Here is a 17,444-nt window from a genome sequence, read left to right as displayed (position 1 = left end):
GGTCTTCGGTCGGGGCGGTGCGCGCCGGCCCGGAACCGGCCCTCGGCCCGGTGCGCCCCGGGGCGGGGACGCGGCCCGCATGGTGACCCGGACCCAGTCCGGCCGGGCTCCGGCGGAGGGAGGGGACAGGGTCACCAGGAGGGCTCTGTTCAGCGGTCGTTGAGCGCCCGGATCTCGTCGGCGATCAGCTTGGGGTCCTCCTCGGCCATGAAGTGACCGCAGGAGACCGTACGGTGCCGGAGGTCGTCGGTCCAGGCGCTCCACAGGCCCTGGGCGTGGTAGCCGAGGGCGGCGCCCCAGTCCTGCTGGAGGACGGTCACCGGCATGGCCAGCTTGTTGCCCGCGTCGCGATCGGCGGTGTCGTGGTCGACGTCCACGCCGGCCGAGGCGCGGTAGTCCGCGACGATGGAGGGCACCGCCTGCGCGGACGCCGCGAGGTAGTGCCGGCGGACATCGGCGGGGATCGCGTCCGGGTCCTTCGTCCAGGCGTCGAGGAAGTAGGCGAAGAAGGTGTCGGCGGCCCCCTGGATCATCTCCTCGGGCAGGCCGGGGGCCTGCGCCATCAGGTACAGGTGGAAACCGACCGCGGCAGAGACACCATGCAGGGCGTCCCACATGTCCAGGGTGGGCAGTACGTCGAGGAAGAGGGCGCCGGAGACGGTGTCCGGGTGGTCCATCGCGGCGCGGAAGGCGACCAGGGCGCCGCGGTCGTGACCGGCCAGAACGAACCGGTCGTGTCCCAGTTCGGCGGCGAGGCGCACGACGTCCCGGGCCATGGTCCGCTTGGAGTAGACCTCGGGGCCGGTCTCGGCCGGCTTGTCGCTGGCGCCGTAGCCGCGCAGGTCGGGGCAGATGACGGTGTGGTCGGTCGCGAGGTCGGCGGCGACGTGCCGCCACATCAGGTGGGTCTGCGGAAAGCCGTGCAGCAGGACGACCGGCGCGCCCTCGCCGCCGACGGCGGCGTTCAGCGTGACGCCGTCGTCGACCCGCACGCGGCGTTCGCTGAATCCGGGGATGCTCGGGGTTGTCACGGTGACTCCTGTGGTTCGTGGCAGAGTGGACGTTCCGGGCCCTGCGGCACGGTTCGTCCGGGGACGTCACCCAGGTTGCGGCCCCCGGATCAGCGATCGATGAGTGAACACGCGGCACCCGCCGGGCACGGCGCCGCCCGCGAGAGGATCTGACGTGGGCGTGGAGTTCGGACTGCTGGGGCCGGTCGCCGCCTGGGACGGCGACGGCGCGGTCCTCCCGCTCGGGGCGCCCCGCCACCGGGAGGTGCTCGGGCGGTTGCTGATCGCGCGGGGCCGGGTGGTGCCGGTCGGCCGGCTCGTGACCGACCTGTGGGAGGACGAGCCTCCGGCGGGTGCGGTGGGCGCGGTCCGCACCTTCGTGGCGGCGCTGCGACGCACCCTGGAACCCGGCCGTCCGCCCCGGCAGCCCTCCCGCCTGCTGGTCACCGACGGCCCCGGATACGCCCTGCGCACCGTTCCCGAGGCGGTGGACGCCCGGCGCTTCGAGGACACCGCCGCGCGGGCGGCCGGGACACCGCCCCACGCGGCCGTCGCCCTGTGGGACGAGGCGCTCGCCCTGTGGCGGGGGCCGGTGCTGGCCGACTTCCCCACTGCCGCCTGGGCAGCCGCCGAGCAGGCCCGGCTGGAGGCGCTCCGCCTCGACGCGGTCGAGCGGCGCGCGGACGCCATGCTGGCCACCGGCGCCGCCCGCGACGCCGTCGCCGACCTCCGCGCCCATGTCGCCGCCCACCCCGGGCGGGAGGACGGCTGGGTCCTGCTGGCCACCGCGCTCGACCGCGCCGGACGGCACGGTGAGGCGGTGGAGACGCTGAGCCTCGCTCGTTCCGCCCTCGCCGGGGCGGGCGGACGGTACGACCCGGGGGGCCCTCTGGCTCGTGCGGAGGCCCGCGTCCTCGGCGGCACCGCCGGCTCCGCGACCGAACCGGCCGGAATGACCGACGGCGTATGGGACCGGGCCGCCGCCTCGTGGGACCGCTCGGTGCCCGCCCGGTCCCGGGCCCGGCTGCACGCCACCGCCGGCCTGCTGCGCGACCTCGCGGTGACCGGGCCCGACGGCCTCGAGGAAGCACAGCGACACCGACGGGATCTCGTCACGGCGGCCGAGACGACCGGCGACGCGGAACTGGCCGCCCGGATCATCGGGGCCTACGACGTCCCCGCGGTGTGGACCCGCGCCGACGACCCCGACGGCGCCGGCGAACTGTCCCGGGCCGCCGCGCGGGCCGCCTCCCGGCTCGGAGCCGACGGCCCCGCCGCGCTGCGCGCCCGGCTGCTGTCCGTCGTGGCGATCGAGTCACGGGGCGACGCCGCCGCCGACGCTCCCCTTCCCCGGGCGGCCGGGGCCCCCGCCGTCGAACCGTGGCGCCGGCGCGCCGAACGCGCCGCCGAGGAGGCCGTCCGGCTCGCCCGGCGCCTCGGAGACCCCGCCGTCCTGGCGTTCGCCCTCAACGGCGCCTTCATGCAGTCGTTCGCCGGCTGCGGATCGGCCCGCCGCCGGGATGCCCTCGGCGGCGAACTGACTCGGCTCGCCGTCGACCACCAGCTTCCCGGGCACGAAGTCCTGGGCCGCATCGTCCGTCTCCAGGCGCTCGCCGGCCTGGGCGACCTCGCGTCGGCGGACGCCGAGGCGGAAGAGATCGACCGGCTCGCCCGCCGCAACGAACGACCGCTGGCCGAGGTGTTCACGTCCTGGTACCGCGCCCTGCGCACCTGCGAGACCGAAGGCTGGGTGGCGGCCCGTCCCGGGTACGAACAGGTCCTTGCACGGACCGCCGACTGCGGCATGCCCGGCCTCATCCGGGGCGCGGGTGCGCTGGTCGCCCTGGTGCCGGTCATGCGAGACGGCGCCGCACCGGATCCCGACGACTTCGCCCACCTCGACGCCGGTCCCTATCAACCGTGGCTCGCCCCGCTGTTGTTGGCCGAGTCCGGTGCCGTGGAAGAGGCGCGGCACGCACTCACGGCCGTACCCCGGCCTCCGCACGACCTCCTCCAGGAGGCACTGTGGTGCGTACTGGCCCGCGCGGCGGCGACCGTCGGGCACCGGCCGGTCCTGCTCCGGGCCCGTGACGAACTCTCCGCCGCCGTGGGAGAGCGGGCCGGCGCCGGGAGCGGCCTGGTCTCGTTCGGCCCGGTCGAGGATCACGTGAGGGCAGCCGACAGAGCCCTGGGAGACGGTTGACCGGGCCCTGCTCGGCGCGCATCGCGTTGGACCCGGCGGCCACATACGGCCCGGCGGTCGCCGACCTCCGCATGCCGGGCCTGACCGGCGCCCCGGCACCGTCGGGTAGACGGTTCGTACGAAGTGCAGCTGAACCGGCTCCCATCATCGGCCGATTGAGTACTGCACCCTCACCGCGATGCGAACGGGCCAGAACGCGAAAGCGTCCCCGGAACCCGTAGCCAAGGACAAGGCGATCACCGCCACGGGGCATCGCGCAGCACGCCAACCGGAGTGAGCACCGCTACGACAACTACGGTGGCCGACCGGTGAAACGGCGGTTCGAGCCCGCCGGTCCCAGCAGCTACTCCACGCTCACAACAGCGACCGCCGCCAGCGCCGGCTCTCTGAAGGCCACCGTGACAGCCTCCCAGGACGGCACTTGGCGCCGGAGCTACGGCGGCAACACCACCAACGGTTGCCGGCAACTCATCCGTCGACTAAGTCGACGTGACCTGAGCCCCGCACCATGGTCACCGCGCCGGACCGAAGCGAAGGCCCCGCCGTCGAGCTTCGGCGGCGCGTCCGGAGCGCTGCCGCGAAGGCTCGAGGGTGGCGCCTGAATAGCGTCGTGGCCCGCCTGCGTACGGCGCGCTCGGACGGGTCTGCGAGGATGTCCGGCGGCCGTCCGCACCGGGCCCCGCAGCGCTGCGCGGGTCCGGGAGTGCGCAGGCGGCGAGAGGTGGGCGGGACGGGCCCGGTGGGCGGGAGAGCGGATTGGTGGGGGACGTGCCGGAGTACCCGGAGTACCTTGCCGCGGCGGTGTTCGCCGTGGGCGGCGTCGTCCATGCCGTGCTGGCGCCGCACCGGTTCGCCACCGCCGTGCTGTTCTGTCTCGCGGTGACGTCGGCCGGGCTCGGCGTGGCCGCCCGCAGCGCGGTGCCCTACCCCACCGTCGTGACCGTGCTCGCCGTCGCCGCCCTGCTCATGACGCTCGCGCTGGGCCTGCTCCTGCTGGTCGACGGCATCGTCCTGGTCCGGCGCTACGGACCGCAGGCGGCCCTGCTAACTACCGGCGCCGCCGGCTGCGCCCTGCTGGCGGTGCTCGGCCTCGACGCGGTCGTCCAGGTGGCCGGGGGAGAGGTGGCGGGTGACCTCATGGTGGCGGTGAACGCGGCCGCCGGATACCTCAGCCTGCTCTTCCTGGCCTTCACCGGCTACGTGTTCGTCCGGGGCCGCAGCATCCCGCCGTCGGAGACCACCCATGTCGTCGTCCTGGGCGCCGGGCTCAATGGCGACCGGCCCGGTCCGCTTTTGCGCCGCAGGCTGGAGCGGGCCCTCGCGGTCGACGCCGCCGGCGCACCGGACGCGGACGGTGTGGTGTTCGTCGTCTCGGGCGGCCAGGGTGGCGACGAGGTGCGCTCCGAGGCGGACGCGATGGCCGACTACCTGCGCGCACGCGGGGTGGCAGCCGACCGGATCGTGCGGGAGGACCGCTCCGTGAACACCGGGCAGAACCTCCGCTTCAGCGCGGACCTCATGGACCACACCGCTTCCGGGCACCGTGCCACGGTGGTCACCAGCGGCTTCCACGTCTACCGCACGGCCCTGCTGGCCCGTCGCGCCGGCGTTTCCGTCCACGTCGTGGGTGCGCCGACCTCCCCCGCGTACTGGCTCTCCGCGACCCTGCGCGAGTTCGTCGCCGTCCTGTGGCTGGACCGGCTGCCCCTGATCGGGCTCAGCCTGCTGCTGGCGGTGCCCGTGACGACAGCGGTCTTCCAGCGCTGAGGCACCCGTCGTGCGCGTCGCCCCGGGAAGCAGGGTCGGCGTGGCTCCGTCGGCAACCCGCGCCCGCGCCGAACAGCGGGAGTGGCCGCCGACTGACGGAGCCTGCAGGTCACAGTGCGATCGGACGGTATCGGAGAGCTTCGTCGACGATCTGCTCAGCCGAGGCGTCCAGCAGTCCGGCCGGGGGGTGAAAGATCAGGTCGCTGACCCGGGGATGCGGCACGTTGGCTTCGAGGAGCCGCAGGTAGTGGTCGGTCTGCGGGTCGCCGGCCAGGATTCTGCGGACGATCTCGGCGAGTTCCTCCGTGGTGACGTCCGCGATCCGGGGTCGGGCCGGCCGGGCGGCCTGCAACGCGAACTCGGCCAGGCCCTGGCTGCCGTCGTACTCGACGAAGTCGAGAGGCATGTAGTCGTGGCCCGTTCGCGCGTTGAAAGCAGTGATCTCTGCGTCGGATTTTTCGGACGCGCAGAGCACCAGGTCGGCGATCCGCGAGATCTCACGGCTGAGCTCGTCCAGCTGCTGCCGGCTTACCGACGGGGGCATCAGTTCCGCTCGCAGATCCACGACACGGATTATGCCGTCGGGCCCCGGCACACCGACACGACCCTCCAGGTGCCCTCGGTTCTCGCCGACATCGTCCGGCATCTCGATCAAGAACCGATGTCAAAATCCGGCGCTCAACGGGGCGAAGAGATCGTTCTCGTGGACCACAGGCGGGCAGGACGCGCACATCGGGCAGTGAGCCGTGAACGACGCGCAGGCCGTGGCGGCCGACGTGCAGTTGGAGTGCGGCGTGACCTGGAACGCGGCCTGGAAGGCGGCGTCCTCGTCGGCGACAGATCATCCTGGAGTTCGACATCTCCGCGATCAAGCAGAGCCGGCGACGCCCACCCCAGCGGCACGGTCGAGATGGTCGATCAGCGCCGCCTCCTTTCGGAGCAACCGGTCGCGCTCATGGGCAGGCAGCGACGCCAGGGCGTCGACCAGGACCCGCCTGCGAGGGACGTGAACCATGTTGCCGTCGTAGATCCGGCATCCCGAGCACCAGGCCAGCCCGATGCACCGCTCGAACATCGAGGACTCGGGCGGGTGGAAGCGGTACTGGTAGGAACGGAGAGGCTCCCGGCACACAACGCAGGTCCAGCGTTCACCGTCGAGGACGGCCCATCCGGGTCCCCTCTTGCGCCAGGATTCGCGTCCGGCCGGTGCTCTTCAAGTCGTCATGCCGAGCATTGTCCCCAGGGCCCCTCCCGCCGTCCAGGTCGGTCCTACCGGGGCAAGCTCGAGCCGGAAGTCGGGGCCACATCGGACCGGAGCATCGACCGGAAACCGCTCACGGTGGGACGGCTTCGAGCCGGACAGGCTGGGCCATTTCACGTTCCCACATCCGGAAGCGATCGTAGATCGTCGACCAAGAACCGTAGCTCTCCGGCGTATCCCGCCAGTGGCTGCCCGTACGGGACTGCCGCATCGCCGCGTTGAAGGAGCCGCGCAGGTCAGGGACCGGTCCGAACGCTGCCAGAGACAGATGTGGCTCGATCAACTCCCGCTCGGCATCGGTCGGATCCACCAGGAGCCACGGGACAGGTCGACCGCAGACAGCACCCATCTGATGCGGGAAGGACCGATCCCATGACCTCGGATCGAGCCGGCTTTCAGCGGTGGCTGGCCGGGGTTCGGTAGGAGTCCGCTGTGGCGCCGAGTATCTCGGTCCAGGAGGTGGGCTCGAGGCCGAAAGTGGCGGTGGCCGCGCCCGAGTCCATCACGAAGGGCCGTTCGAGCTGGTAGGCGACCTCGCGCAGGGCCCGCACGGTCGGGTTGACCAGGCCCAGCGCGGCCAGCATGGCGGCCGGGATCTCGCTGACGCGGACCGGTGCGACCCCCGCAGCCTCGGCGAGGTCGGCGACGGCCTCGCGCTGGGTGCGGGGCGCGTTGCTGGGGACGTGCCAGGGCCTGCCCCAGGCCCGTTCCTCGCCGCCGACGGTGACCAGCAGCCGGGCGGCGTCCTCGGTGTAGGTCCAGCTGTGGGCGGTGTCGGCGCTGCGCAGCACCTGGACTCCGCGGCCGGCCAGCAGGCGCGGTACGACCCGGGCCCCGAGCGGGCTCTCGGCGTGCGGGCCGATGTAGTCGGAGCCGCGGATCTCGGTGACCCTGACGCGCCCGGCCCGGTGCAGGGCGAGCGCGTCCTCCCACATCCGGGCACGTACCCGGCCCTTCACGGAGTTGGGGTCGAGCGGGGTGTCCTCGGTCATCGGGGCGGCGACCGCGCCGTAGCCGTAGAGGTTGCTCACCGTGGCCAGGACGGCGCCGGAGCGCTCGGCGGCGGCGAGCAGGGCGGCGGCGAGCGGGGGCCAGTCCGTCGCCCAGCGGTGGTAGGCAGGGTTGGCGCAGTTGTAGAGCACCGCCGCCCCGGCGGCCAGCTCGCCGAGCGCTTCGGCGTCGGTGGCGTCCAGCCGCACGGACCGTACGCCCGGCAGGTCGGCGAGGCCGGCCGTGGCGGGCGCGGCGCCGGAGCGGCTGACCAGGACGACCTCCTCGCCGCGGGCGGCGAGCAGCCGCGCGGTGGCCGAGCCGATGGGACCCACGCCGACGATCAGGTGCTTACTCACGATTTCCTCCGAAGCGCGAGAGAGAACAATGTTCTCGCTTTGGCCGACATCGAGAGACTGGCGCAGCGCGGGAAGATTGTCAAGAACGGTGTTCTCGTTTGCGTTCAGTGTTCTCGCTTTCGTCGTCCCGTGCCAGGATGGACCCATGTCCTCCCCGCAGAAGCCCCTCACCGCACGGGAACGGGCCCGGATCGAGTTCACCGCGGAGATCAAGGCGGTGGCCCGCAGACAGCTCGCCGAGAGCGGCGCCGCCGCGCTCTCCCTGCGCGCCGTCGCCCGGGAACTCGGCCTGGCCACCCCGTCCGCGCTCTACCGCTACTTCCCGGGCCGCGACGCCCTGCTCACCGCGCTCATCCTGGACGCCTACACGTCCTTGGGCGCCGCGGCCGAGGCCGCCTACGCCGCGCTGGACGGGGCGGACGAGGAGCCGGTGGAGGCGTTGGAGCACTGGGTCGGCGTCTGCCACGCGGTGCGGGACTGGGCGCTGGCGCATCCGCACGAGTACGCGCTGATCTACGGTTCGCCGGTGCCCGGCTACGCCGCCCCCCAGGACACCGTGGCGCAGGCGACCCGGGTCCCCTACCTGATCGGCACCCTCTTCACCGACCCTCCCGGCCAGGACGGCCACCGCCCCGGCGAGACCCGGCCCGCGATGCCCGACGACGCCCGGCAGTCACTGGCGCCGCTGCTCGCCGGACTCCCGCCGGACACCCCGGCCGACCGGGTCATGGGCAGTCTGATGGCCTGGACCTACCTCTTCGGCGCCATCTCCTTCGAACTCTTCGGCCACCGCAGCGCGATCGTCGCCGACCCTCGCGCCTTCTTCGACCACGAGGCACGCCGCCTCGGCACGGCCCTCGGCCTCGCCGGCTGACTGGGCATCGAACCTGCGGGTCGGCAGCGGTCGCCGGTACCATCGCTGGTGCTGGTGCTGGTGCTGGTGCTGGTGCTGGTGCTGGTGCTGGTGCTGGTGCTGGTGCTGGTGCTGCCGCTGCGCGGGAAGGGCGGCCTCGACAGTGTGCTGCACCTCACCGAGACTGATCGCCATGGGGGACAGTGCGATGTGGGTCGCGGCTTTCACCGGCGGTACGGCCGTCTTGGCGAGCTGGGTGACCAACCTGGGGAACGTACGGGCTGCCCGGGTCCAGGCCGAGGCATCGGTACAGGCTCAGCATCGAGGACGCGTTCGGGAGCTGCGACGCGCGGCCTACCTCGAGCTGATGCAACGCGCCCACGAAACCGCGGAGTTGTACTGGAAGGTCTCGGACGCCTTCTTCCAGATACCCGACCCCCAGCAGCAGTTGGCGCGGCTGGAGGAGTTACGCATTGAACTCCGCGAAGCGTACGCACCACTCATGCACAGCGTCCGGGTCGTCGTCCTGGAGGGGCCGGCCGCCTCTGCCGATGCGGCTCAGGCCGTTCAAGACGCTGCGCTGAAGGCGAACCAATACCTATGGCACATCAGCCGCGGGGACACGGACGCGCGCGATCGCTTCGACGCCGCGGAGGCCGCCTACCGGCAATGCCAAGCGCGATTCGTCGAGCGAGCACGCGCAGCAACCGAGGCCTCGTGATCACCCGATGGTGCAAGAACGGCTGCAGGACCGCAGCTCACTGCGCACTCCGTCCGGTTGTCAGTGGTCTCGCCTAGTCTCCGGCCATGAGCATGATCGGTGAGTACCTGCGCGTCACGGCTGCTGAGCTTGACCGCGTGATCCATGATCCCGACTGGGCTTTGGACTTCGTGGAAGAGGTTCAGAATGCCGAGGCGGACTCGGAGCCTGCGCCGGCCGAAGCGCGCCACTTCAGCACGTACAAGACCTGGGACATGCTTCGCTTCCTGCTGGCGCGTGCCGAGTTCCCGGTGAACGTGGTCCACGGTGAGGAGCCGTTCGCCGAGGATGAGGACTGGGGATACGGGCCTCCGAGGTACCTGCGGTCCGAGCGGGTCCGGCTCGCAGCGAAAGCTCTGCGAGGTACCACCTATGCCCAGCTGATCAGTGGGGTGGACCCCGCTGAACTGACCAGTGCCGAGGTGTATCCACTCGGATGGAGCGAGCCCGGCTCGCTGGAGTGGGGCCGTCCCTGGTACGACGGCCTCACACAGTTCTTCGAGGCTGCGGCCGGGGCGGACGACGCGATGCTCGTCTGGCTGGACTGATACGCCTCGACGGCAGAATCCTCGGCTTGGGAAGCTGAGGCGATCCTTCCTGAAGGTGGACCCAGGGTCCAGCCGAAGATGTCAAACGCCTCCGGTCCGGGTGGACCGGGGCCTTCGTGCTGGTGGGGCTAACAGGCTGTGAACCTGCGGCCTCATCACATCAGGTCGACCGCAGGGGTCGTGTCGTACGGTTTCGGCTCCCCGGTAGACGACGGCGAGGTCGTTGCTGCTCTACCTCGGCTCACCGGTAGTCCTCCGGGTGGCCCTGCATCCAGGCGTTGATCTTGTCCCGCGTCCCGGTGAGCAGATCCTGGTGCTTCTTGAGGTTCTCGAAGGACCTGTCGCCGCCCAGTCTGGTCCGGAGTCGCGCGATCCATGCACGGGGCTCCTTGAAGTGTTCAGGGCCTTGGGGATCCGCTTCCATCGCCTTGTCGAGAGCGCTGAGGTTGTCGAACACGCGCCCGAGGAAGTACTCGCAGTTCCCCGAGGTCGTACACCCGTCGTTGTAGGTGGCCTGAAGCTGGGCGAACACGTCGCGGACCTTCTCGACACCGGCCCCCGGTGCCGGTTGCGCCGTGCTCGGGGCAGGCGTCGCCTCAGTCGCAGGGGCCGATGCCGTCTTGCGGACTTCGGCGACGGGGGACTTTTCGTTCCCCGGGGCCGCGGCCTGGCCGCCGGAACAGGCGAGCGACAAAGACGCAAGGATCACCACGAGCGAAGAAGCAGAGAGGACGTGCCGCACACGTATGTCGATCATGCTCCGTACGACACCTCAGGAGGCTCACTGGTTGCACTGCTCTCTCGCCTCACGCCGGGACGGACGAAGGAGCACCCCTTTTGTCAGGGCCTGGTTCGCGCGCTCGCACGAGGTTGGGGCTCATGGGTGTGACCAGTGGACGACGAGTCGGCGACCGGCCGTCTGTACGGGGATCTGGCCCACCGCCCGAGAACAGCACCGCACCATCGAACACGAGACGGCCCTGACGGGGTGTGAGGGCGGGCTGACCTGCCCGATCTGCTGGCCGTTCGTCGGCGGTTAACGGCAGATCCGTCCGCTTCGACGCCGCTACGCTGGTGGAACTGTCGCGCATGAACGAAGGACGTACATGGCTCGCCCCTACGACCCCGGACCGAAGCAGTTCGTCTTCGCTGTCGGTGACGGCAACGACCGACAGGTCTCCGTGGGCGACCCTCAGGAAGCCTATGTGGCGTTCTCCGCGTTCTTCCGTGGCCGGGATGCCGACACCTACACCATCAACGATGAACCGTCGGGGCAGAGTCTGGTCCTCATGCCCGGGCAGGGCCTGATCTCACGGATCAAGGACGCGGACCCACCTCGGTCGGAATACCTCCAGGTCGACAGGCCCAACCGCTACCTTCCGAGCGCGATGCTGTTCTTCGAGAACGGACACGCCGGCCTCGACCGCTTCGGACAGTGGTTCTCCGACCTCTCCGACCTCGACGCGTCACCGGAGACTCGCGGTGCCGCCCGCGCCGCCACGATCACGACGGAAGCAGCGGCGATCGAAGAAGTCGCGCGGATCTGGGCGGATTCGGGCTGCGTGGACCCGAGCGACCAGTACTACGTCTTCTTCGACGCGCACGGTGTCGACGACGACCGAGCCGAACGAGCCGTCCTGCTCAAGTTGATCGAGTTCCTCGGTCTGGAACGCATCGACGCCCCGGCCGAAGCCGCCGAGGGCGAAGTCTGGGTGCGCACCGAGGCCCGCCTCGACGTCGAATGCGCCCGGTGGTCCTGAGCCCATGAGCGACACCGTTTTCCGCCGCATGAGCGGCTGGATCCCGAGCGTGGTCCGTGAGGCCGGCGAGCTGAAGCTGATGCTCGGTGCCGGGGCCGACGCCACCCACGAGCCTCGCACGTTCACGTTCCCGGTCGGCGAAGCCCATCTTGCGGTGATCCGGCAGGACCTGGCCAGACACCTGCTGCTGTGGAGCGCGGTCCTTCCGTTGTGCGACGCCGCCGGAACCCGAGGCCGGCTCGACGAGTACGCCGCCACCGCACTCCTGGACCCGATCCTCCTCGCCGCGCCCGCGGACGTCGACGCCCTCTTCCAGCGCATCCCGTGGGACAGGAGCCGGCTCATCGCCCACGGGGCCGACACCGGTCTGCTCGAGCGCGGTCAGGTATACGAGGCGATGCGCGCGGCGACAGAGACGTCGGACGAGAAACGAGCTCAGGAGTACGGAGCGAACCGCCGTCGCGCCCTGCGCGGGACCGTACTCGGTACCCTCGACACCGCGATTCTGAGGTACACGGGCCAGTACCTGCACGGGGCGACGGTTCCCCGACGGATGCCCGATGCCGTCGACCACTCGCTGCTGCCCGCGGTCATGCGGGTGATCGCCACCGCGGAGCAGGCGTGCGCCGGGATGCGGATCGGCCGCGATCCGCGACGGGGAAACCGTGCCACGGACAGGCGCGACTGGCATCGGCTGGAGACGACGGTCCAAGCGGCCGTGCGCCGTGTACACCCCGAGCTCGCCGATGACGCGGTGCGAACCGTGAGCTTCCTGATGTGCTCGGAGGCCGCGGACCGCTCCAGGAACACACCCATGGAGGATGACGAGGAAGCTGCCGGCCACCGTGCCGACGTCGGGGGGAGCGCGAGGAAGACGGCCCTGTCGTTCACCGACGACAAGGGCGTCGAGAAGAAGTGGCGACGGGACGGTCCCCGAGGCGCCGCCGCGGAGTTCTGGGACTTCGTCGGCGATCGCTCCGCAGCGGACAACGAAGTGTTCACCATCGAGGACGAGGAGATGGGCGAAGGGGTCCAGCTCCATTTCTACGCGGACTCCGTCGCCCGGATCACGACGCTGCGCGAGGGCGAGGGCCGCTCGGATCCGGAGTACCGGGTCGAGTACACCCTGGTCGACGGGATCAGCGGGTACCGAACCCTGGTGAACGACTTCGTCCGCGGCGGCTGCGCCGCGCTCGAGCCTCACGGTCCCTGGATGTCCGATGTCACCGAGTTCGAACGCGCGCGACGGCGGCGCGACACCCGGTAGCCCCGGCGGAAGCCCGTGCACGCGCCGCACAGGAACCTGCGAAGTGCAGCGACGGGACGGCTCCCGCCGAGAACCGCACCATCGCGGTGCCACGGGGATCAAAGGAACCCGGTTCGACCTGGGCCTCGCGTGGCCGTGCTCAGGAGAAGAGGGCGAGGCCGTTCGAGGGGACCAGCGGCTGCGACGGCGGGTGCCGCCTCGTAGGCTGCGGCCATGACCCAGACCCAGACCCCGACGCCCCGCGACGCCTTCGACCTGCTCATGGCCGGTAACCAGCGCTTCGTCTCAGGCACTCCCGAGCACCCGAACCAGGACGCCACCCGCCGCACCGAGATCGCACCGTCCCAACAGCCCTTCGCCGTGCTGTTCGGTTGCTCCGACTCCCGACTGGCCGCCGAGATCATCTTCGACCGCGGCCTGGGCGACCTGTTCGTGGTCCGCACCGCCGGGCACGTAGCCGGTACCGAAGTCCTCGGGTCCATAGAGTTCGGCGTGAGCGTCCTCAACGCGCCGCTGGTCGTCGTCCTCGGCCACGACTCGTGCGGGGCGGTCGCCGCAGCCCGTTCCGCCCTGGAGAACGGGCAGACGCCGGGCGGCTTCGACGCGGTGGCTGCCGGCCGCCTCGCCGTGGTGGGGCTGTCCTACCGCCTGTCCGACGGCAGCGCCCAGCTGGTCGCCACCCGCGGCCTCGACGCGGAGCTCCCCACCGCGTCCTGACCGCCCGGGCCGTGGCCGCTCACGCGGAGGTCCCCACCGCGTCCTGACCGCTCCGGCCGTGACCGCTCACGAGGAGGGTCGGGGCCCCGCAGCCCGGCGAAGCCGGTTGGCGACCGCCAGCCCCAGCCCCTCCTCCACCGGCAGGGACGCGACAATGAGGTCGCACCCCTGCTGGTCGAGCTCACGCAGGAACCCGTACAGCCCCTGTGCGTAGGCGTCCAGTGAACCGGGCAGGGCCACCACGGCGTGCGCCTTCACCGCAGCATCGGCGAAGGACGGGGGCAGAAAGACGCCCACCTGATGCCCCGCCTCCTGCGCGAGCTCGGCTTCGGCGACGACCTTCTCCGGCTCGACGAGGACGACCCGCGCACGCGGCGCGTAATGCGACGGGTGTTGGCCCGGCACCCGGACACCGCTGGTGGACGGGACCGCGACCGGGTGCCCCAGCACCGCTTCGAGGTCCTCACGCGTCACCCCGCCCGGTCGCAGGATGCTCGGGGTCTCGCCGGTGACGTCGACGATGGTCGACTCGACGCCGACCTGGCAGGAGCCGCCGTCCAGGACGAAATCGACGGCGTCACCGAGCTCCGCCCGGACGTGGTCCGCGGTCGTGGGGCTGACCGAGCCGAAGCGGTTGGCGGACGGGGCGGTGACCCCGCCGCCGAAGGCCGACAGCAGCGCGAGAGCCAGGGGGTGGTCGGGCACACGCACGGCCACCGTCTCCAGACCACCGGTCGCTTCGAGCGGCACGCGATCGCCGCGTCGCAGGACCAGGGTCAAGGGCCCGGGCCAGAAGTGTTCGGCCAGCAGGCGCGCGGTCGCGGGCACCTCTTCGACCCAGTCGTCCAGCTGGTCGACTGCGGCGATGTGGACGATCAGCGGGTGGGAGGGCGGCCGACCCTTGACCTGGAAGATCCGCGAAACGGCGACGGCGTCCTCGGCGTTCGCGCCCAGACCGTAGACGGTCTCGGTCGGCAAGGCCACCAGGCCCCCCGCGCGCAGCACACCCGCTGCCCTCTCGATGTCAGTGGCCATTGCCGTCACCCTTGCACTTCTCTCTCACGGTTCCGTTCACCACGCACCTGATCGCGTCGCCCTGTGACGACGAGACCCATGCACGCCCTACCGCCCCCATCATGCCGCGCAGGCCGGACGGCCCTGCCCCGCCGACCGGAACAACACCTGTGCGGGACCGACACAGCTCGGACCGAGCGGGCTGGGAGCCGGAGTTCACCGTAGTCCCGCCGCTCTCCTTCCGCGGACGCTTGCCTCTGTGCGGGAGGCATCGTCCGGAGCGTGGGCCACGTCTCCATGGTCCTGGCCCCGCTGTTGCGCGGCGCATTACCAGGGCAGCGATGAGCGTCGGTCGAAATCGCCGTTCTACTGCTCGTCGGTGAACTGCGGGTCCTTCTTTTGGTTGTAGATCTCCTTTCCGGATGAGTTGTAGGCATGGACGTAGGGGCTCGGGCCCGCATAGTGAGGGTCGGAGTCTTCCGTGGCGAGAGCCGCCGCGTAGACGAATGCGCCACCTGCCATGGCCGCTGGATATTCTTTCGGGTTGTCGCCGTAGCTGATAGTGATTTTGGAGATGTTGGATGCGTAATGCCCGGCACCCAGCGCAAGGTATCGCCCCTTGCCCGCGGGCTCGAGGGTGGAGTCGAAATACTCGATCGAATGACCGGTGCCCCACAGGCGATTGTTGATGAACGTGGGCGGAGAATCCTGGCTGTTGCCCTTGTCGCCCTTTGACTCGCATTGCACGTACTGATCGTCGGAGTTGACGGCGACGACCACGCCGTCCCCGTTCCGCGAGGAGATGGGAGCGCGGACCGCGACCACCGTGTGGTACCGGGATGCATCCGAGCCCAGGCAGGAAGCCAGGATCTTGGCGACGGTCCCGGCGCGGACCGGCGCTGTCGTCCCGCTGATGACGGTGAACGCGTCCGAGGTGGAAGTCGTGCGCGTCGAAGAGGGCGCCGAGCCGGCTCCGGTCGACGTGACTCCGCGCGTTGTGCTCGGAGTCGATGACGCGGCGGCGTTCGTAGGGTTTCCGGCAGGATCGGCGAGAAGTGGCTTGGCGTCCCCTGCCCCGCTGAAGACGGACATGGCCGCGACACTTACGCCCGCGACGCCGGCGGCAACACCCAGCGGCACCGCCCACCTGCGTCGCAGCGAAGCACCGTTGTCCTCTGGACCGATCTTCGTCAGGAGCTCCTCTCGGATCCGCCGGTGGTTCGGCAGATCACGATCGGAAGGAGCCGCGGGAACGCCCGGCATGTCATTCATCGTGCGACCTCTTCCGCGTTGACAGGACTCTTCGAACTGAACGACGCCAAAACCGGGGCTCCGCCGAGGAGGTCGGCCCCCAGCCTCCGCCGTGCGCGGTGCAGTCTGGACTTCACGGTGCCGACCGCCACCTTCAGCGTTGCCGCAGCCGCCTGCTGATCCAGGCCCGACCACACGCAGAGCTCGACGACCTCTCGTTCATGGCGCGGCAACCGGGCCAACGCCCGGTGGATCTCCGACATACGACGCTCGTCGTCGACCAGGACGGCGACGCGGTCCGCGTGGTCGCCCACGGACTCGCCATGCGAGACGAGCCGGTGCAACAACGCCTCGGCCCGCCTCAGCCGCCGCCGGGTGTTCGACAGCAGACGGTCGGCGACGCCGAGCAGCCACGGCAGGGCCGAGTCGCGGTCCAGCACCGTCTCCGATCGCCGACGCCAGGCGTGCAAGAACACGGTCGACGTGAGGTCTTCAGCCTCGGACCAGTCGGCCGTCCGTCGGAACAGGTAGTTGTAGACGGTTTTCGCATGGCGGTCGAAGATCCGACCGAACGCCTCCCGGTCGCCGTCGACGGCCCTCGCCCACAGCTCCCGATCAGAGACCCCTCCGATCGGAACAGCGGGACCAGCGTTGTTCAGTTCCATGCTCCGTACGTGTCCGGCAACCGGTCGAAGGTTCCCGCCGAGTCAGATTCGTTTCTACGGGCTTGGTTCACCCGGTCGGCAACAGTGCTGGTCGAGGGTGGCATACGCGGCGAGCGGGAGGAGATCTCGCCCGTGCTGTTCCGGCAGTCATGCCGGGCCGTCGCCTGCTTCCGGGAGCGTACGGTGTCCACGATCAGCCGTGAAGTCGGCAACAGCGGTGGACGCGTGTCTGCCGGGAGACTGCCGCGGGGACGGGCGGTCGGCAGCACCCGGAGGCCCGAGCGATGCCCGCTCTCCCGTCGGCCTGCGTGGAGACGGACGGCGTTCCCGAACTGGCCGTGCGATCCGCAAGAACAAGCGCCACGCGATGAAATGCCAGTGACGTTCACGGATCGCCGATGCCCGACGGATGGCGGAACCGCTCCGGCGGAACCTGCCCAAAGCAACAAACCTGCCCGACGTTCAGCCATGACGAGAGCTTGAGGCCATCGCAACGAATCTCGACATCCGTCGCGTACGTGCCTGGGAATTCTGACGAGCCGAGCGTGCTGTCTCGACCGGTTGAATCCAAGGTCAGTACCTGTCGCCTACTCGGTAAAAAACCCCGGAGGAAGCCGCAACTCGTCCCTGTCGCCCAATGATGCTCGTTACAAGGCCACTTGCTCTGAGGAAGATTGAGTCACTACAGTCCCCATCCGAACCTTTGCTCGGTCGTTCACTCGTTGGGGGTGACAGTGAAGGATCACCGCCCGTCGGCGTATTCGACAGGCGGCCGGAGAAAAAGGAGCTCGCCTTCGTGGCATCCCACCGTCGACCCAAGCAGCCGAGCCGCGCCCGTGTGACCGTGCTCACCACCGCCGCAGCGGCAGCAGTTGCGTTCGGCGCCAACGCCGCCAACGCGGCCCCGTCCGAGAAGCCCGACAAGGACGAGGTCAAGACCAAGGTCGACAAGCTCTACGAAGAGGCCGAGCAGGCGACCGAGAAGCTCGACGGCGCCAAGGAGAAGCAGCAGAAGCTGC

Annotated in this window: 17 protein-coding genes and 1 pseudogene; 9 read left to right on the top strand and 9 right to left on the bottom strand. The window is 70.5% G+C overall.

What is annotated here, in order from left to right:
• Positions 1-149: 149 nt before the first annotated feature.
• Positions 150-1,031, bottom strand: coding sequence for an alpha/beta hydrolase (locus tag IO36_RS33515; RefSeq protein WP_037625560.1), 882 nt, complete (start codon positions 1,029-1,031; stop codon positions 150-152).
• A 154-nt stretch (positions 1,032-1,185) separates the two neighbouring features.
• On the opposite strand from IO36_RS33515, the gene IO36_RS33510 reads away from it, so the two are divergent.
• Together IO36_RS33510 and IO36_RS33505 are read left to right on the top strand one after the other, a co-directional pair.
• Positions 1,186-3,213: an AfsR/SARP family transcriptional regulator gene (locus tag IO36_RS33510; RefSeq protein ID WP_037625558.1), complete on the top strand. Its 2,028-nt coding sequence runs from the start codon at positions 1,186-1,188 to the stop codon at positions 3,211-3,213.
• Between the two features lie 759 nt (positions 3,214-3,972).
• A complete protein-coding gene (locus IO36_RS33505) occupies positions 3,973-4,980 on the top strand; it encodes a YdcF family protein (protein WP_051901146.1) in 1,008 nt (335 codons plus the stop codon).
• Positions 4,981-5,089: 109 nt separating this feature from the next.
• On the opposite strand, the gene IO36_RS45210 is transcribed toward IO36_RS33505, so the two are convergent.
• The 4 genes from IO36_RS45210 to IO36_RS33490 all read right to left on the bottom strand — a co-directional run bounded on the left by IO36_RS45210 (position 5,090) and on the right by IO36_RS33490 (position 7,590).
• Positions 5,090-5,545 carry a hypothetical protein gene (locus IO36_RS45210; RefSeq protein WP_051901151.1) on the bottom strand — a complete coding sequence of 152 codons (456 nt, stop codon included), beginning with the start codon at positions 5,543-5,545 and terminating at the stop codon, positions 5,090-5,092.
• Positions 5,546-5,848: 303 nt separating this feature from the next.
• Complete coding sequence (locus IO36_RS33495) at positions 5,849-6,112, bottom strand: hypothetical protein (protein ID WP_037625556.1); 264 nt, start codon at positions 6,110-6,112, stop codon at positions 5,849-5,851.
• Positions 6,113-6,314: 202 nt separating this feature from the next.
• Positions 6,315-6,551 carry a transposase gene (locus IO36_RS45205; protein WP_158997656.1) on the bottom strand — a complete coding sequence of 79 codons (237 nt, stop codon included), beginning with the start codon at positions 6,549-6,551 and terminating at the stop codon, positions 6,315-6,317.
• Between the two features lie 85 nt (positions 6,552-6,636).
• On the bottom strand, positions 6,637-7,590 hold the full coding sequence (locus IO36_RS33490) for an NAD-dependent epimerase/dehydratase family protein (RefSeq protein ID WP_037625554.1): 954 nt from the start codon (positions 7,588-7,590) through the stop codon (positions 6,637-6,639).
• A 145-nt stretch (positions 7,591-7,735) separates the two neighbouring features.
• On the opposite strand from IO36_RS33490, the gene IO36_RS33485 reads away from it, so the two are divergent.
• From IO36_RS33485 to IO36_RS33475, 3 genes are all read left to right on the top strand, one after another.
• Positions 7,736-8,464 (top strand): TetR/AcrR family transcriptional regulator, encoded by a 729-nt coding sequence (locus IO36_RS33485; RefSeq protein ID WP_037625553.1) that lies wholly within the window; start codon positions 7,736-7,738, stop codon positions 8,462-8,464.
• A 172-nt stretch (positions 8,465-8,636) separates the two neighbouring features.
• Complete coding sequence (locus tag IO36_RS33480) at positions 8,637-9,164, top strand: hypothetical protein (RefSeq protein ID WP_037625552.1); 528 nt, start codon at positions 8,637-8,639, stop codon at positions 9,162-9,164.
• Positions 9,165-9,250: 86 nt separating this feature from the next.
• The gene (locus IO36_RS33475; protein ID WP_037625551.1) at positions 9,251-9,751 is read left to right on the top strand and encodes a YfbM family protein; all 501 of its coding nucleotides are present in this window, start codon (positions 9,251-9,253) and stop codon (positions 9,749-9,751) included.
• Between the two features lie 241 nt (positions 9,752-9,992).
• On the opposite strand, the gene IO36_RS43915 is transcribed toward IO36_RS33475, so the two are convergent.
• Positions 9,993-10,508, bottom strand: coding sequence for a hypothetical protein (locus IO36_RS43915; protein ID WP_037625550.1), 516 nt, complete (start codon positions 10,506-10,508; stop codon positions 9,993-9,995).
• Between the two features lie 349 nt (positions 10,509-10,857).
• Between IO36_RS43915 and IO36_RS33465 the strand changes: the two genes are divergently transcribed.
• From IO36_RS33465 to IO36_RS33455, 3 genes are all read left to right on the top strand, one after another.
• Positions 10,858-11,511 (top strand): hypothetical protein, encoded by a 654-nt coding sequence (locus IO36_RS33465; RefSeq protein WP_037625549.1) that lies wholly within the window; start codon positions 10,858-10,860, stop codon positions 11,509-11,511.
• Between the two features lie 4 nt (positions 11,512-11,515).
• Positions 11,516-12,778 (top strand): DUF6357 family protein, encoded by a 1,263-nt coding sequence (locus tag IO36_RS33460; protein WP_037625547.1) that lies wholly within the window; start codon positions 11,516-11,518, stop codon positions 12,776-12,778.
• 213 nt (positions 12,779-12,991) lie between these two features.
• Positions 12,992-13,495, top strand: coding sequence for a carbonic anhydrase (locus tag IO36_RS33455; RefSeq protein WP_037625545.1), 504 nt, complete (start codon positions 12,992-12,994; stop codon positions 13,493-13,495).
• Between the two features lie 66 nt (positions 13,496-13,561).
• On the opposite strand, the gene IO36_RS33450 is transcribed toward IO36_RS33455, so the two are convergent.
• The 3 genes from IO36_RS33450 to IO36_RS33440 all read right to left on the bottom strand — a co-directional run bounded on the left by IO36_RS33450 (position 13,562) and on the right by IO36_RS33440 (position 16,425).
• Positions 13,562-14,530 carry an L-threonylcarbamoyladenylate synthase gene (locus tag IO36_RS33450; RefSeq protein ID WP_037625543.1) on the bottom strand — a complete coding sequence of 323 codons (969 nt, stop codon included), beginning with the start codon at positions 14,528-14,530 and terminating at the stop codon, positions 13,562-13,564.
• 345 nt (positions 14,531-14,875) lie between these two features.
• Positions 14,876-15,781 carry a hypothetical protein gene (locus IO36_RS33445; protein WP_107065862.1) on the bottom strand — a complete coding sequence of 302 codons (906 nt, stop codon included), beginning with the start codon at positions 15,779-15,781 and terminating at the stop codon, positions 14,876-14,878.
• The gene (locus tag IO36_RS33440) at positions 15,778-16,425 is read right to left on the bottom strand and encodes an RNA polymerase sigma factor (protein WP_037625541.1); all 648 of its coding nucleotides are present in this window, start codon (positions 16,423-16,425) and stop codon (positions 15,778-15,780) included. The genes IO36_RS33445 and IO36_RS33440 overlap by 4 nt, the downstream gene beginning before the upstream one ends.
• 796 nt (positions 16,426-17,221) lie before the next feature.
• Here IO36_RS33440 and IO36_RS33435 point away from each other — a divergent pair.
• A pseudogene (locus tag IO36_RS33435) lies at positions 17,222-17,444 on the top strand (hypothetical protein); the annotation flags it as partial.

Source organism: Streptomyces aureus (assembly GCF_000725495.1).
Classification (GTDB): Bacteria; Actinomycetota; Actinomycetes; order Streptomycetales; family Streptomycetaceae; genus Streptomyces; species Streptomyces aureus_B.
Note: the sequence above shows the minus strand (reverse complement) of the source record. Positions and strands in the feature narration are given on the sequence as shown.